The 14,739-nt window shown below is 46.2% G+C and carries 10 protein-coding genes and 2 pseudogenes; 1 reads left to right on the top strand and 11 read right to left on the bottom strand.

Going from position 1 to position 14,739, the window contains the following annotated elements; all coding sequences use genetic code 11:
• From ACED41_RS12715 to ACED41_RS12665, 11 genes and pseudogenes are all read right to left on the bottom strand, one after another.
• Window positions 1-187, bottom strand: a pseudogene (locus ACED41_RS12715) (transposase); the annotation flags it as partial.
• Window positions 187-828: pseudogene (yegS, locus tag ACED41_RS12710) on the bottom strand (lipid kinase YegS); the annotation flags it as partial. The pseudogenes yegS and ACED41_RS12715, both read right to left, overlap by 1 nt.
• Before the next feature lie 19 nt (window positions 829-847).
• On the bottom strand, window positions 848-1,753 hold the full coding sequence (locus ACED41_RS12705) for a LysR family transcriptional regulator (RefSeq protein ID WP_017059228.1): 906 nt from the start codon (window positions 1,751-1,753) through the stop codon (window positions 848-850).
• A 78-nt stretch (window positions 1,754-1,831) separates the two neighbouring features.
• Window positions 1,832-3,214, bottom strand: a complete 1,383-nt coding sequence (locus tag ACED41_RS12700) for a BatD family protein (RefSeq protein WP_371725083.1) — start codon at window positions 3,212-3,214, stop codon at window positions 1,832-1,834.
• A complete protein-coding gene (locus tag ACED41_RS12695) occupies window positions 3,211-4,917 on the bottom strand; it encodes a VWA domain-containing protein (protein WP_371725082.1) in 1,707 nt (568 codons plus the stop codon). Before ACED41_RS12695 ends, ACED41_RS12700 begins: the two co-directional genes overlap by 4 nt.
• Window positions 4,910-5,989, bottom strand: a complete 1,080-nt coding sequence (locus tag ACED41_RS12690; RefSeq protein WP_371725081.1) for a VWA domain-containing protein — start codon at window positions 5,987-5,989, stop codon at window positions 4,910-4,912. The genes ACED41_RS12695 and ACED41_RS12690 overlap by 8 nt, the downstream gene beginning before the upstream one ends.
• Window positions 5,982-6,524: a DUF4381 domain-containing protein gene (locus tag ACED41_RS12685; protein WP_371725080.1), complete on the bottom strand. Its 543-nt coding sequence runs from the start codon at window positions 6,522-6,524 to the stop codon at window positions 5,982-5,984. Before ACED41_RS12685 ends, ACED41_RS12690 begins: the two co-directional genes overlap by 8 nt.
• Entirely contained in the window at window positions 6,525-7,487 is a 963-nt protein-coding gene (locus ACED41_RS12680; protein ID WP_017060006.1) for a DUF58 domain-containing protein, read from the bottom strand.
• A 12-nt stretch (window positions 7,488-7,499) separates the two neighbouring features.
• A complete protein-coding gene (locus ACED41_RS12675) occupies window positions 7,500-8,483 on the bottom strand; it encodes an AAA family ATPase (RefSeq protein ID WP_371725079.1) in 984 nt (327 codons plus the stop codon).
• Between the two features lie 130 nt (window positions 8,484-8,613).
• Complete coding sequence (locus tag ACED41_RS12670) at window positions 8,614-11,022, bottom strand: tetratricopeptide repeat protein (RefSeq protein WP_371725078.1); 2,409 nt, start codon at window positions 11,020-11,022, stop codon at window positions 8,614-8,616.
• A gap of 192 nt (window positions 11,023-11,214) precedes the next feature.
• Window positions 11,215-12,762 carry an arylsulfatase gene (locus tag ACED41_RS12665; RefSeq protein WP_371725077.1) on the bottom strand — a complete coding sequence of 516 codons (1,548 nt, stop codon included), beginning with the start codon at window positions 12,760-12,762 and terminating at the stop codon, window positions 11,215-11,217.
• A gap of 346 nt (window positions 12,763-13,108) precedes the next feature.
• Between ACED41_RS12665 and ACED41_RS12660 the strand changes: the two genes are divergently transcribed.
• Complete coding sequence (locus ACED41_RS12660; RefSeq protein ID WP_371725076.1) at window positions 13,109-14,671, top strand: arylsulfatase; 1,563 nt, start codon at window positions 13,109-13,111, stop codon at window positions 14,669-14,671.
• Window positions 14,672-14,739 lie beyond the last annotated feature (68 nt).

Genomic DNA, 14,739 nt, shown 5'->3' with positions numbered 1-14,739 from the left:
GCCACATATAACACTGCTTCTCTTCTTTGAGCACATTGAGCGGCGTTTCATCCGCCTGAACCACCACTTGTTGAAGTAGGTTCTCCTTCAAGGCCGCATACAGCGGGGCGAACTTCTCACTGACTTGGATAACCCACCTTGCCATGGTGGCGCGTGATAGCTCGATACCCGACTGGGTAAACAGCGATCATCAATCAATGCATTGGGTGCTAACTCTTGTCCTCCACCCGCTAAGCGACCATTACAAAAAGCACCAACAAGGATCTCGCCGGTAAAGCTGCCTTTGTCTATGGGCAACGTGCCACTGTAGGGCTTAAAGCCAAGTGCTTTCACCACACCTGTTAGTGTATACGCACCGCCACCGAGAAAATCTTTAAGCTCGACAGGCGTTTCAGCTGTGACTTCAGCACCAAAACCCGCCGCAGCGACATTCATAAAATAGCGGTCATTCGCACGCGCGCTATCCACCGCAAACGCCTTGCCTTCCAGCGCTAGTTCAAAAGCACCCGAAATATCGTTAGGTATTCCCGTTGCGGTAGCAAAATCATTCGCAGTGCCCATTGGGATAAGCGCCAGTTGTGGTCTTTCACTGGCACGGAACTGGTTGAGCGCGTTAACGGCTTCATTCACCGTTCCATCGCCACCGACAACAATCAGACGCTTAACACCATCGCATATTGCCTCGCTTACCAAACGAAACATGTCCGACGATTCCCAAGTCACTCTAACTTGCAGGTCAATATCATTGTCCCTCGCCGCAAAGATGGCTTGCCTTAATTCCGGGATATTGGCTTTCTTTCCGTTTAAAATCACGCGAATGCTGTCCATGGCTATGTCCTTGTATAGGCTAACTTGATAACTCTTTTGCTGCCGCTTTGATCTTAGCTCGTAACCACTTATGGCTTGGTTCATTAGTACGGCTTGGATGCCAAATCATACACATATCGAGGTCTTCCAACTCGAAGGGCAATGGCAGTGTTTTTACCGCGTACTTTTCAGCAAAACAATGCACTGATGAAATAGGCATTACTCCGATGTACTCAGAGCCTTCGATAACAGGAAGCATCTCTACAACGCCCGCTGCGCGATACACGATTCTACGTTTCTCAAGGTCACTATAGTGCTCAGAGCTTAATAAGCTTTTGCGCGCATGCCACCTAGAGACCACCACATGCTCGAGTGCTAAGAACTGTTCCATATCGATGGTATCGCCAACCGTAGGATGATCACTACTACACACCACCACCAGCTCTTCTGTAGAAATCACCTCGTGCTTAAGCATGGTTCTTCCTTTAGGCGTCATATCAACAATCACGTCGTGTCTTTGCAGCCTTAAATCAGACTCATAGTCTTCGGTAAACAGAGGATGAACCTCTAACGCGATACCTGGTGCGACTTGGCTGATTAACCGCATGACTTTTGGCATCATTTCGTAGCTCGCCGCCGAGACGCAGGCAATGGAAAACACGCGGCCTGAGGTTTTAGGATCGAAGTCTCTTGATGCGGATAAGGTAGAAGTAAAGTTTTTAAGTGCAGCGGCCATTGCAGGATAGATATCAATAGCGAATGTGGTTGGCTCTACGCCTGATGTGGTGCGATGAAACAGTGGCTCATCATAGATATCTCTCAACCTTGCAAGTGCTTTACTCACTGCTGGTTGGCTTATATCCATGCGATTAGCAGCTCTAGATAAGTTCTGCTCTTCATAGATAGCAACAAATATAGGAATTAGATTTAGTTCGGTACTTTTCATACAGTTCCATATTAAAGAAGCAGGTTCCCCATAGTAGAGAACCTGCCGATTATGTTCGATGCGAATAACTAAAGTTTGCTACTTAGTTCTATCTTTTAAGTTTGGCAAGGCTTTAGGGATTTTCAAGCGAGCGGCAATTGAACGAGAATTGCTTGAGTTTGATGTGTCACTGGGCAAGTTACGTAACCCTTTCCATAAACGAGTGAATACGTTTTTATCTTCACATCCTTGTTGAAGGGCTTCGCTATCTTCTAGCCAACGCTTTTGTCCATTTGATTTACCATGTTGCGCTTTATCCAGTTGCACTTTATTCAGTTCTAACTGAGAGGTTTGGTTTCGCAATTGACGGTAGATAAAGGTTCTTAATGCAGCCCAATTACCTTGCTTAACTAAACGACGTAGTACCAGCCAACTCGGTGTTGGGCGGTTTGCGTAGTAACGCTTAACCGAAACAATCAACGCAATGCAGACTAACAACACCAAACCAACAGTAATAAACACCGACATGTAGGCCTTGATGAAAGATTGGACTGTGTGTTTGGCTTCAAACACTTCGCCTTTTATCACCACGTTTTCAAGGCGTTGATTTTTGCTGTCCCACCACTGAAATGAAAACTCTGGCAGCGTAAACTCACCACCCTGCTGAATCACATATACAGTCTGTTCAACTCGGCTTGAGCGATAATCACCACGTTCTTGAGTGTCATCCAAACGGTTGGGCTGTGGGTAAGCTTGGAACTGCTTAGTGGACTTATTGGTTAGCACATCTGGCAGCAACACAGAAAAGCTGTCTTTTGCCTTAATCGTGATAGTTCGAGTAATAGCATCGCCAACTTTTAGCTCTTCACTTGAGCGTTGCCATTGCTGCTCTATATCTACTTCTGTCGCAGAAAACCAAGGCGTTTCATTATCGAGTAAACCTGAAGGCAACGAAGCTTCAAACTTAATCGGCTGCGTGTAAAGCGTACCGCCCACGTTTGAACCATCAGGAGCAGAAACTTGGATACGAACCGGTACGGTTGGAATAACAAACTCACCGGAAGTCATCGGATAAAGCGTCACTTCCCAACGCTGACGTGACCATGTAGTACCACCGACTCTTTCTGTGTAGTTCGTCGCGAGTTGGTTACGCTGCTTAGCGATAACGTTAGGGATTTCGATACTGCCGATTCGAGTGCCGCCCGTTAACCAGCGCGGTGTCGCCACCTCAATGTTCAGAATGACCTGCTCATTTACGCTGACTTTGCCCGGCGTTATCTTATCGCCTGACTTTGGCTTTTCCCCTACCCAAGCGATAAGCTCAACGTCACCACTTTTTTGGAGGTCGAAGATATCTGTAGCAGAAGCAACAAAAGGAAAAAACCAACTCAATATAAGAATCATCGACAGTAGCCACTTATGGGATCTGAATCGCACTCTCTTTGATTGAATCGCTTCAAGAGCTAAATCATATCGACTCATTGCGTTTGCTCCTGTTTTGACGCTTGTTCGATGGAAGGCGCAGGATCTCTTAACTGAATTTGGAATTTGGATTTCAAGAAGAACTTAGGATCGGCTTCTACTCGCTTTAACCACTTGTCGGCAAGCTCTTGGCTGCCCAAAATCTCATTCGCGTTAAGTGTTTCCTTAAGCATCAATTCCGCTACCGTTTCTTCTTCAGCGCCATCACCCGTTCGCGGCTGATCGTCTTCGAGTTCTAAAGATTCTTCAGGGCCATCTGTGGTTCCAGACTGGCTTTCACTGGTTCGGTTTACCTCTTCGACAATTCCACTAAGCACAGCAAGATTGTTCTCCACATCCGTTCTTAGTTCTGGTGACAGATCCTCTTTCTCACTTAATGATTTCAAGAGGTCTCGTGCGGCAAGGTATTCACGCTGCCTAGCTAACGCACTCGCTGCATTGTACAAACCAAGGTCAGTTTTGGTTTGCAAAAACGCACTGTGAGCGAGCTTAAAATCACGAGCATAGTAATAAGCCGCGCCCTTTCGCATTGGGTCAGTAAAATGTTTGGCAGCTTGAAGATATTCTTTCTGATTCAACCGGCGTTGACCTTGCTGATCGGGCGTTAACCATAAGTCCCACCACCATTGAGCTGTTTTGTCCCAAGTAGTAACCGACTCCACCACAACTGGTTTCTCAGCGGTTAAGTTGACTGTTTTCGCCAAAGTGTCTGGTGAATACATGCTGCTTGTGATCATCAAACCAACGACACACCACTGCACCAACCACCCTTTTCTGAACCATAGCAACATAATGAAAGCCATTGGAATAAGCAGTCCATAGCCCATGTCTTTCCAAGGCATTGAAGATTCGCCGTTGAGCTGCATGTTTCTTTCAACCGCTCTGTTCAGTTGTTGGATATCCGAATCATCAACGGTCACTTCAATCACTCGTCCACCCGTCTTACTCGCTAAGTTACGCAGTGAATCTAGGTCGACAGGGTTATCGCTCACCACATTACTGTTTCCTGCGGCGAGAATGAGCAACTGATACGGATTGTCGTTAAAGAAACTCTCGTACGCCCTAATGGTGCTTGGGTTTACACCATCTGATACCAACAGTACAGAAGAGCCTAACTCACCAGACAGTTGCTGATTAATCAGTGGCAGTGCATCCTCTGCTGACTTACCTGAAACAGGCATGATATCGGGTGTGATAGCCGCTAGAAACGGTTCAAACACCTTGCTGTCTTGCGTGACGGGCATCGCCACGTGTGCGCTGCCTGCATAAACCACTAAGCCCGTATTACCGCCTTTGCGAGCTGCCAATAAGTCTCTAATTTTCTGCTTAGATCGTTCCAAGCGACTTGGAGGCAAATCTTTAGCAAGCATAGATTCACTATTATCAAGCACAACCAACATCGACGCTTTGTCTTCACCAAAAGGCGATGCTTCACGTTGCCATGTTGGGCCCGAGCAGATAATGATGGCGATAGTCACAATTACCACCAATAGCTTCAACGGCAGTTGCTTGCGCCAGCCTGTTTCGCCAATCGTCAATGCATCACGTAAATGTGCAGGTATAATGTCTTTCCACGTTGGTTTGGTCTCTTCTCTCCAACGAACCCATAACAGGAAAAACATTGGAATAAAGGCCAACAACCACAATGGTCGGATAAAATGAAACTGGGTAAAAAACTGTTGTATCGTGAGAGAATCAGGCATCACTCTCTCCTTTCAAATTCTTAACAGAAGAAGCGAGCAGCGATCTTCGGCGTATCGTTGCTAAGCTGAATGCGGTCAAATACATCACTACAACAATCGCCATCAAATAGTGGTGCAGCCCCTGTTTAGGGCGATAAGTGGTACTTTCATATAACTGAGGTTCAAGCTCACCAATCTGAGCATAGGCTTTGGTCAGTTCGTCGCGGTTAAGTGCTTCAAAGGCTTCGCCACCTGACTCTTGAGCGACACGCTTGATGGTTTCCATATCCAGAGCAACCTCTCCAACGGTTTGCGGATCGCCCATCGCAATAACGTGAATTCGAACGCCTTTAGCCTTGGCGACTTTTGCGGCATCGATAGGCTCAACAAAACTTCCTGTATCATTACCGTCTGTTAATACGATCACGACTTTCTCTTTTTCGTTGGTGTCGACGTTTGAATCTTGAACGGCAGCACTTTGCTTTTCACTTTGTTCAAACACCTTGATCGCCAAGCCAATTGCATCGCCCAAGTGCGTACTTTGCCCTGTCATCGCGACATCGGTTTGATTAAGCAGTTCAAGCCATACATCTTGGTCCGCGGTAAATGGCGTTTGTACAAACGCTGCATCACCAAAAAGAATCAAACCGAGTCGATCCCCTTTTCGGGTAGTCGCAAAATCAGCCAGCACTTCTTTGGTCGCATCCAAACGAGAGATTTTATCGCCTTGTTTAGAAGTGAAATCTTGCTCCGCCATTGAGCCAGATAAATCGACCACTACCATCACATCACGACCTAATTGTTCGCGAACTTGCGGCTCACCAAGAATGGTTGGTTTAGCGAGCGCGCACACCACTAATGCCCAAGTAATAATGAGCGTGGTTCGTTGCCACCAGCTTGGAGTTAACTGGCTTGCACCTTCTGACGGTGCTTCCCCAATCGCTTCTACCAATTCTCGAAAAAATGGCACCTTAATCGCCATTTGCTTAGTTCGATAAGCTGGCACCGCAAAGTAGACCAACAACGGTAAAGGCAGCGCAATAAACCACAGCGGATGCGCAAATTCAAAACTGGCAGATAAAACATCAAACATTGTCTTGCCCCTCAACCGTTACCTGTACATTCGGCTTGTGAAGTTTTAGCCACATCATCGCGGTTTGAATTACCTCTAAACGCTGTTCAAAGCTCAAACGCACATTAGGGTCAATTAGGCTTTGCATCCATAATTCCGAAACTTCATCGGCAAAGAACGCATTGCTGTTTTCACTCGTGTTGGCGCTAACAGGCAGATAAGCGTTCAAACGGTTCACATAAGCTTGGCCAAACAACTTGGCATTACTGCTGTCTAGGTAACGAAGCACCACTTTGAGGACTTTAAAGGTTCGTTCGGTTGAGTTCTTGTCTCTTGCATCCAGTACCATGAGTTCTTGAAGCGCTTCTTTGCGATAACGGTTATTCCACCACCTTAACGCCAAGCGATAAGCCAGATAGATAGCGACCAATAACAGAATAACGCCAAGGATCTTCCAGCCGATCGTTTGAGGAGCCCAGCTCACAATGTCAGGAATCGCTACATCGTGCAGTTCGCGGAGGATATAGGTACTTGGGGGAGTATGTTCAACAGCCATTTAGCGCCCTCCCACTAGTTTCTGCAGCTGTGATATGTGATTGCCCGACGTGTCTAATTCTATATAAGGGAGGTTTTTCATCGCCATCAATTTAGCAAGGGACAGTTTCTGAAGTGCCGCTTTTTGGGCAAGGCTTTCACTTGCGAGGTTAACCTTAGATTGGCTATCCAGATTAAGTTGAAAGCGACCATCACCCACCACCCAGTTTGCGCTTGCCAGATCTTGAGGCAATGATTGTTCTAATGGATCGGTGACCATAATGGCTAAGATGTCGTTGTGTTGTTGCAGTTGCTTTAGTCGGTCAAGATGTTGCTCTTGGCAATCTCGCCAATCACTAATAAAGATTAAGGTCGATTGCTTTAATCTCATTCGTTTTATCAGTTCAATCCACTGGCTAAATCCAACACCTTCGCTATCGCTCACACTGACACCTAAGCTTTGATTAGCCTTGGTAAGATGTTTTAGCTGAGCCAACAAATCAGATTGAGAACGTTGAGCTTTGGTATGAAACAGTTTTTGGTGCGAGGCCAAAACGAAACCAACACGATCACCATCTTTCAGCACTCGCCATCCACACAATGCCGCCACTTCGGCAGCCACAACAGATTTCATGGTGTTTTGAGACGCAAAGAACATCGAACTGCGCTGATCGACACAGATCATCACATTACGGTCTTTCTCTTCGGTATAGCTACGAACATGAGGCTTACCCGTTCGCATCGTAACTTTCCAATCGAGATTACGGATATCATCACCCAATTGGTAATGACGTAATTCTTCGAAGTTCAAACCACGACCACGGAACAAAGAGTTATGTCTGCCCGAAAGTACGCTGCCCGCTTTTAAATGAGGTAACAGTGAAAACGACTCAGCTTGAGCCTGAATTCGCACTAACCTTGAATAATCACAATACAGTCGTGGATCAAGGCCTTGCGATTTGGGAGCTTGTGTTGGCTTCGCCATGACGCCCCCTAGTTATCCAATCTCAACATTATCGAGCAGTTCTTCAACCACTCTTTGATGGTCAACACCATCGGCCAATGCGTCGTAAGACAACGAGAATCGGTGACCTAATACGGTTGGTAACATGGCACGCACATCGTCCAACGTGACATAGTCACGTCCTTGCAACCATGCATAAGCGCGAGCACATTTATCCAACGCGATGGAAGCACGCGGACTTGAACCAATCTCAATCCATTTAGACAAGTTTGATTCTGGGTAACGCTCTGGCTTACGAGTTGCCATCACCAAGGCCACAATGTAGTTCTCAACTAAATCAGAAACGGCAATGTCTGGAAGTTGGCGCCGAGCTTCAAGTACCAACTCAGGTTCAATATGTTGTGGCGTGACTAATTCTGAACTGGTCTCGCTACCGAGTTCCTCACTGCGCACAAGTCGAATGATGTCGCGTTCAGCTTCATCTTCTGGATAGTCGACTGTCACTTTCATAATGAAACGGTCCATTTGTGCTTCAGGCAGTGGATACGTACCTTCTTGCTCAACTGGGTTTTGTGTGGCTAGCACCATGAACAAATCTGGCAGGATGTGAGTTTGACCACCCACCGTAATCGTCCCTTCCGCCATCGCTTCAAGCAGAGCAGCCTGTACTTTTGCAGGCGCACGGTTCACTTCATCGGCTAATACAATGCTGTTGAAAATAGGACCCGGTTGGAAATGCAACTGAGGCTTTCCATCAAGCTCTTGATACACCTCCGTGCCCGTCACATCAGATGGCAGCAGGTCTGGCGTAAATTGAATTCGACCAAAACTGGTGTTCAGTAGATTCGCCAGCGATTTTACTGAGCGAGTTTTCGCTGTACCGGGAAGTCCCTCTAAAAGCACATGGCCATTAGTCAATAACCCTATCACCAGAGCCCGAACGACGTGGCTCTGACCGATAACACTTTTCTCTGTTTGTTCAATCAGTTGGTTTATTGCTTGTTGCGCATGGTTCATAGGTCTTCCCTTAATTCAATCTGGCTGCGTACATCCTACTCACAAGCTCCATAACTATTAGTTATAAACGCGATAATTGGTTACAAGCGGAATAAGCAGCAAGCTCGATAGCCAAGCTCACCTCATCGCTTTATTTAAACCTAGCTTTCAATTGGTTAATGGCTTCCGGCGGTGCCACTTTGCTCAATGATGAAATACATTGCTCAAACGCCTTTGGTACGCCCGGTATATGACTGTTTCGCGCCAACACTTCACACTGGGCATACAGGTGCTGTGGGTTGCGGCTAAATTGGTAAGCCTTATGCAGTGATTGACTTGCCGCAAGCACATCCGATTTTTCCAAAGCCAATCCGTACACATACCAATATTGAGGGTCGGTTTGCGCAGTTTCAGCGGCTTGTTTAAGGTAGTCCGTTGCTTGTTCGTAATCTTTCACACGAAGCAGAGACAATCCTGTGCTGTATGGCAAAACACTCGATTTAGGCTGAGCTTCAATACCTTGCTTCAAGGTCGACAACGCTTTTGCCTCGTTACCTTGCGCTCGATACAAATCCGCTAAATTGGCGTAGCTGTTTTCGAAATAAGGCTCAATCTCGATAGCGCCTAGATAAAACTCAATCGCTTTGTCGTGCTGGCCTAAATCTCGGTAAACGTTGCCTAGGTTAGTACGTCCAAATCCTCTGTCGGCATTAAATTGCTGTATTTCAATGTACTCTTCTAATGCAGGCTTGATTTGGTCTTTCTGCAGAGGGTTCATTTCTCCCCAATAACGCACTAATGCGCCTGCGGTTTCTGAACGAATCGACAATACAGGGTCTTTCAGTAGCGGCTCTAGAATTTGCCAACGGTCAGTGAATGGGAAACCAGACGAGCCTTGTACCACACTCAAACGGATCATTTCATCATCATGTTTCACCGCTCTTGCCAGCGAAATAAGCGTATTCTTACCCGTATTACCGCCCAAACGTTCTAAGCTCGATGCACGAATGATATTGCTTAAGCTAGAGTCCTGAGCCGAGTATGCCAACGCATCCTCTGCACCTCTGTGCCCTATCGAGTCAGCATAAAAGGCAACGGCAAAGTGCTGCTGATTACGATACTTAGAATCTGGGAACCACTCACCGATTTGCTTATCTGCCCACTGGTCGGTTTGATCTGCATGACAGCTAGTGCACACGTTCGGCGTTTTAATGTGTTGGCTAATATCAGGACGTGGGATATGCCAACTGTGGTCACGCCTTGGGTCGACCTCCATGTAAGTCGTCTCTGGCATGTGACAAGTCGTGCATTGTGAAGCTTCAGTATTCGCTTCGTGGAATGTGTGCTTTTCAGGCGTGTATTCTGATGCAATATGACATTGGCTACACACGGCTTCTTCCGCAATTTTTAGTTCAGCGGTATGAGGATCGTGGCAGTTAGTACATGTGACGCCTTTTTCAGCCATCACGGATTGAAGGAAAGATCCGTAAACGTAATCTTCATCGTAGATTTGACCATCGTTGTGGTAAAGCTCTGGGGTAATCAAGCTCAAGCGATACTTATCAAAGAAAGACCCGTTAACGTGATCACCCGTTTCATTTAACTGAGTACGACGGCTGTGGCATTGAGCACAGGTTTGAACTTGATTGGTATGGATGATGTCTTTTGGTTGCAGGGTTGAATTACCCTCTTGATAGATCCACTCTTTGACCGACTTCGACAAGTCGCGGTCAAAACCATAATGCGCCGAGACTGGAGCATCCTTTCCACCGTTAGCTTTTGCTAGCTGAGCCTTTTCAACGTGCTCACTCGCAGGGCCATGACACGCTTCACAACCGACATTAATCTCAGACCAAGTAGTGTTGTAGGTATTACTCGCGCTGTCGTAGTTTTTCTCTAGGTTCGTTGAATGGCAATCAGCACACATGAAGTTCCAGTTTTGACCGCTATTGGTCCAGTAGAATTCATCGGTGTTGGTGGTATCAGGATAGAGGTGAAACCAGCGTTGACCGCCTTCGCCCTCAGTGCGAGAATCCCAAGCGAAAGGAATCAACTGTACACGGCCGTCTTCAAATTCAACCATGTATTGTTGTAGTGGTTCAAAGGCAAAGGTATAGCTGATTTTGTAATCTTTAAAGTGGCCGTCTTGCCCTTCAATATTGACCCAGAACTCTTCGCCCTTGCGGAAAAATCGGTTGGGTTTACCGTCATGAGTGAATGTTTGATCGTTGAAATCGCCTAATACAGATTCGTCTGTAGCGTGCTTCATCGCCATATCATGATGAGAGCCCTCCCACGCTGCGACTTCTTCACTATGACAATCAACACATGCTTCCGAACCGACATAGCTGGCTTTAGAACCGATAGGTAAAGCGTCAGAGCTAACGGGTGACGCTACAGAGTTGGCCTTTGAAATATCAGAGTTGATATTAGGATCTTGCTCGTTGGCATAGGCGTTCAGACTGAACAGCGACAACATCAGTGAAGACAAGATTGCGGATAATACTGCGACTCGCTGGTGTTTCAATCCGTTTACCAGTGAGCACAACCATGCAGACATAACATTCCTTGTTTTTATACATCTTTATGCTTAATAAGGTAGACGTAAAAACAACGAATTTACAATTATTTAGTGGCAATGAGCTCGATTGTTGTGATTCGTATTCACGACCGGGATTTACTCATCGATATGCGCATAAAAAAAGAGCTCCTAAGAGCTCTTCAATCTGTTCAGTTTCACTCAAACAATCACTTACTTGTTATGAGATTCCTGCAGTTTTTCCATTACCTGATCCAAGCTAAAGCTCGCAGCTTTTTGACGTGGCGGATATTCAGCAAAGGTTTCTAGGAACTTGCCCACATACGCTTGTGCTGGAACGAACATATAAGCATGGTCTAACAACCAGTCGTAATATGTGTTCGATGTAATGTCTGCGTTTTCGTATGGGTCCATACGCAGGTTAAACAGCTTAGGAAGACGTAACGTCACGAACGGTTCAGCCCAAATTTGCATGGTACCCGTTGCACGCTGCTCCATGAACACCGCTTTCCATTGGTTGTAACGAAGCGCCGCTAAATCACCATCATCGGTAAAGTAGAAGATCTCCGAACGACGGCCTTTCTCTTCTTCACCCGTTAGGTAAGGAAGGAAGTTGTAACCATCTAAGTGAACCTTAAACGTTTTATCACCGGCAGTATGACCTTTGAGTAGTTTCTCTTTGATTTGGTCATCACCAGCGGCGGCAACGAAGGTTGGCATCCAGTCCATATGGTGCATGATTTCGTTAGATACGGTTCCTGGTTCAATCTTACCAGGCCAACGAACCATTGCTGGTACACGGTATGCGCCTTCCCAGTTGGTGTTTTTCTCACCACGGAACGGGGTTGTACCCGCATCAGGCCAAGAGTTCATGTGAGGGCCGTTATCCGTTGAGTAGAAAACAATCGTGTTGTCTTTGATACCCAACTCATCCACTTGCTTCAATAGTTGCCCAACGTGTCGATCGTGCTCAACCATACCATCAGCGTAGTTACCGACACCGGTTACGCCTTTACTGTCGGCTTTCACGTGCGTTCTAAAGTGCATACGTGTCGCGTTCCACCACACGAAGAATGGTTTGTCCGCTTTCACTGCGCGATCCATAAAATCAAGTGCCGCGTCTAGTGTTTCTTCATCAACCGATTCCATACGCTTACGCGTCAGTGGACCGGTATCTTCAATCTTGCCATCAGCGAATGACTTAATGACACCACGAGGGCCAAATTTCTTACGAAACTCAGGATCGGTTGGGTAATCTTCATTCTCTGGTTCTTCTTCAGCATTTAGGTGGTAAAGGTTGCCAAAAAATTCGTCAAACCCGTGTGCTGTTGGAAGGAATTCATCTTTATCGCCAAGGTGGTTTTTACCAAATTGACCTGTCATGTAACCCATAGGTTTCAGCATTTCTGCGATTGTCGCGTCTTCTGCTTGTAAGCCAATGTCTGCGCCCGGCAAACCTACTTTACTCAAACCCGTTCGTAATACACTTTGTCCCGTGATAAAGGTAGAGCGACCCGCAGTACAAGATTGCTCTGCGTAATAGTCCGTAAACATCATCCCTTCTTTCGCGATGCTATCAATATTCGGGGTTTTGTAACCCATGAGACCGAAGGTGTATGCACTCACATTGGATTGACCAATATCGTCCCCCCAAATAACCAATATATTTGGCTTTTCAGCCGCAAAAGTGGCGCTGGACGCGGCCATCATCGCTGTACCCAAAATCGCTAATCGACGTTTAGCGCCATATTTCGCTGTCATAGAAACCTCTTCGTAAGTTATTTGCATCCTGCCCTACAACGTATAGTCCATTTTTTACACATGCGCGAGATACCCTAAGCTATTAATCTTTTTGTCATTTTTATTGAGATACGGATACAGAAATCATCGATAAGGTTTACGCCAACAAACATGATAAGGATCACACATACAAACTAAGGCTTTATTCTACGTACCCACTGGAGCTGATATTAATCAATAGGTTACCTAAGCATCATAACGATTGGTTATAAGCACTATAAAAGGACGTAACGGAATTTTGAGAATAACATTTGCTCATCGATGCGTTGTTCTAACGCATTAATCTTAAAAGTGAATCGGAGTCCTTATGGGTACTAAAATTAATAAACTAGCATTAGGTGTTGGCTTATTAGCAGCTTCTTCAGCGGCAACAGCAGCAGAAAAACCAAACATTCTTGCTATCTGGGGTGATGACATTGGTGTATTCAACATCAGTGCATACAACAACGGTATGATGGGTTACGAAACACCTAACATCGACCGTATTGCTAACGAAGGCGCACTATTTACTGACCACTACGGTCAACAATCGTGTACTGCTGGTCGTGCTGCATTCCTAACAGGTCAAGAACCTTTCCGTACTGGTCTATTGACTATCGGCATGCCAGGTTCGGACCACGGTATCCCTGATTGGGCTCCAACGATCGCAGACCTTCTTAAAGAACAAGGCTACATGACAGCTCAGTTCGGTAAGAACCACATGGGTGACCAAGACAAACACCTTCCAACGAACCAAGGTTTTGACCAGTTCTTCGGTAACCTGTACCACCTAAACGCCGAAGAAGAGCCAGAAACATATTACTACCCTAAAGACCCAGAGTTCCGTAAGAACTACGGCCCTCGTGGTGTAATCAAGTCTACTGCTGACGGTAAGATTGAAGATACTGGCCCAATGACGCGTAAGCGTATGGAGCATGCGGATGAAGAGTTCCTAGAAGAATCTCTAGCATTCATGGAAAAAGCGGTAAAAGCTGACAAACCATTCTTCATCTGGCACAACACCACTCGTATGCACGTGTGGACTCGCCTACAAGAGAAATACCAAGGTAAGTCAGGTATCAGTATTTATGCTGATGGTATGTTAGAGCATGATGACCATGTTGGTGTGCTTCTAGACAAGCTGGATGAACTAAAAATCGCTGACAACACTATCGTAATTTACTCTACCGATAACGGTGCTGAAACGGTTTCTTGGCCTGATGGCGGCGCAACTTACTTCCACGGTGAGAAAGGTACAACTTACGAAGGTGGTATGCGTGTGCCTCAGCTAGTTCGCTGGCCTGGGACTATCAAACCTGGAACTAAAATCAACGATATCATGGGCCACCAAGACTGGATTCCTACTCTACTAGCAGCCGCTGGTGATGATAAAGTGGTTGAGAAGCTAGCATCTGACAAAGGTGCAACTTACAACGGTAAAAACTGGCGCGTACACCTAGATGGTTACAACTTCCTGCCTTACTTCCAAGGTAAAGAAGAGAAAGGCCCTCGTGACAGCATGCTTTACTTCTCTGCTAACGCTGAGCTAAACGCAGTACGTTGGAATGACTTCAAGATTTCGTTTGCTGTGATGGATGGTAACATTGTGGATGCAGTTCGTTTCCAACCAAACTGGCCTCAAGTTGTTCACCTACGTGCTGACCCATTCGAGAAAGCACCGCACGAGTCTGGTATGTACCTACGCTGGATGGCAGACAACATGTGGTTATTCGTTCCAGTAGGAAATCAGGTTCAAGAGTTTATGACGACGCTACCAGATTACCCTATGCAGAATAGCCAAGTACTGAACCCTGGTAACTTCAACCAGAATGCATACATGCTTCAAGGTAAACTTAAGCAACTAGAAGCGGCAGCAGCGCAAGCTAAATAAGCTACTCTAGATTAAAAATGTAATAACGAAGCCGTGGTGACTGAATGCAGTGACCGCGGCTTTTTAGT

The sequence above is a fragment of the Vibrio sp. 1F255 genome (assembly GCF_041439145.1).
In the GTDB taxonomy this organism is placed as follows: Bacteria; Pseudomonadota; Gammaproteobacteria; order Enterobacterales; family Vibrionaceae; genus Vibrio; species Vibrio crassostreae_C.
This window is presented reverse-complemented; position numbering and strand designations above follow the sequence as displayed.

What these genes read in the sequence shown, in the direction of transcription:
- ACED41_RS12705 (WP_017059228.1), bottom strand. Translation starts at nt 1,753, where the DNA reads ATGAAAAGTACCGAACTAAATCTAATTCCTATATTTGTTGCTATCTAT.
- ACED41_RS12700 (WP_371725083.1), bottom strand. Translation starts at nt 3,214, where the DNA reads ATGAGTCGATATGATTTAGCTCTTGAAGCGATTCAATCAAAGAGAGTG.
- ACED41_RS12695 (WP_371725082.1), bottom strand. Translation starts at nt 4,917, where the DNA reads ATGCCTGATTCTCTCACGATACAACAGTTTTTTACCCAGTTTCATTTT.
- ACED41_RS12690 (WP_371725081.1), bottom strand. Translation starts at nt 5,989, where the DNA reads ATGTTTGATGTTTTATCTGCCAGTTTTGAATTTGCGCATCCGCTGTGG.
- ACED41_RS12685 (WP_371725080.1), bottom strand. Translation starts at nt 6,524, where the DNA reads ATGGCTGTTGAACATACTCCCCCAAGTACCTATATCCTCCGCGAACTG.
- ACED41_RS12680 (WP_017060006.1), bottom strand. Translation starts at nt 7,487, where the DNA reads ATGGCGAAGCCAACACAAGCTCCCAAATCGCAAGGCCTTGATCCACGA.
- ACED41_RS12675 (WP_371725079.1), bottom strand. Translation starts at nt 8,483, where the DNA reads ATGAACCATGCGCAACAAGCAATAAACCAACTGATTGAACAAACAGAG.
- ACED41_RS12670 (WP_371725078.1), bottom strand. Translation starts at nt 11,022, where the DNA reads ATGTCTGCATGGTTGTGCTCACTGGTAAACGGATTGAAACACCAGCGA.
- ACED41_RS12665 (WP_371725077.1), bottom strand. Translation starts at nt 12,762, where the DNA reads ATGACAGCGAAATATGGCGCTAAACGTCGATTAGCGATTTTGGGTACA.
- ACED41_RS12660 (WP_371725076.1), top strand. Translation starts at nt 13,109, where the DNA reads ATGGGTACTAAAATTAATAAACTAGCATTAGGTGTTGGCTTATTAGCA.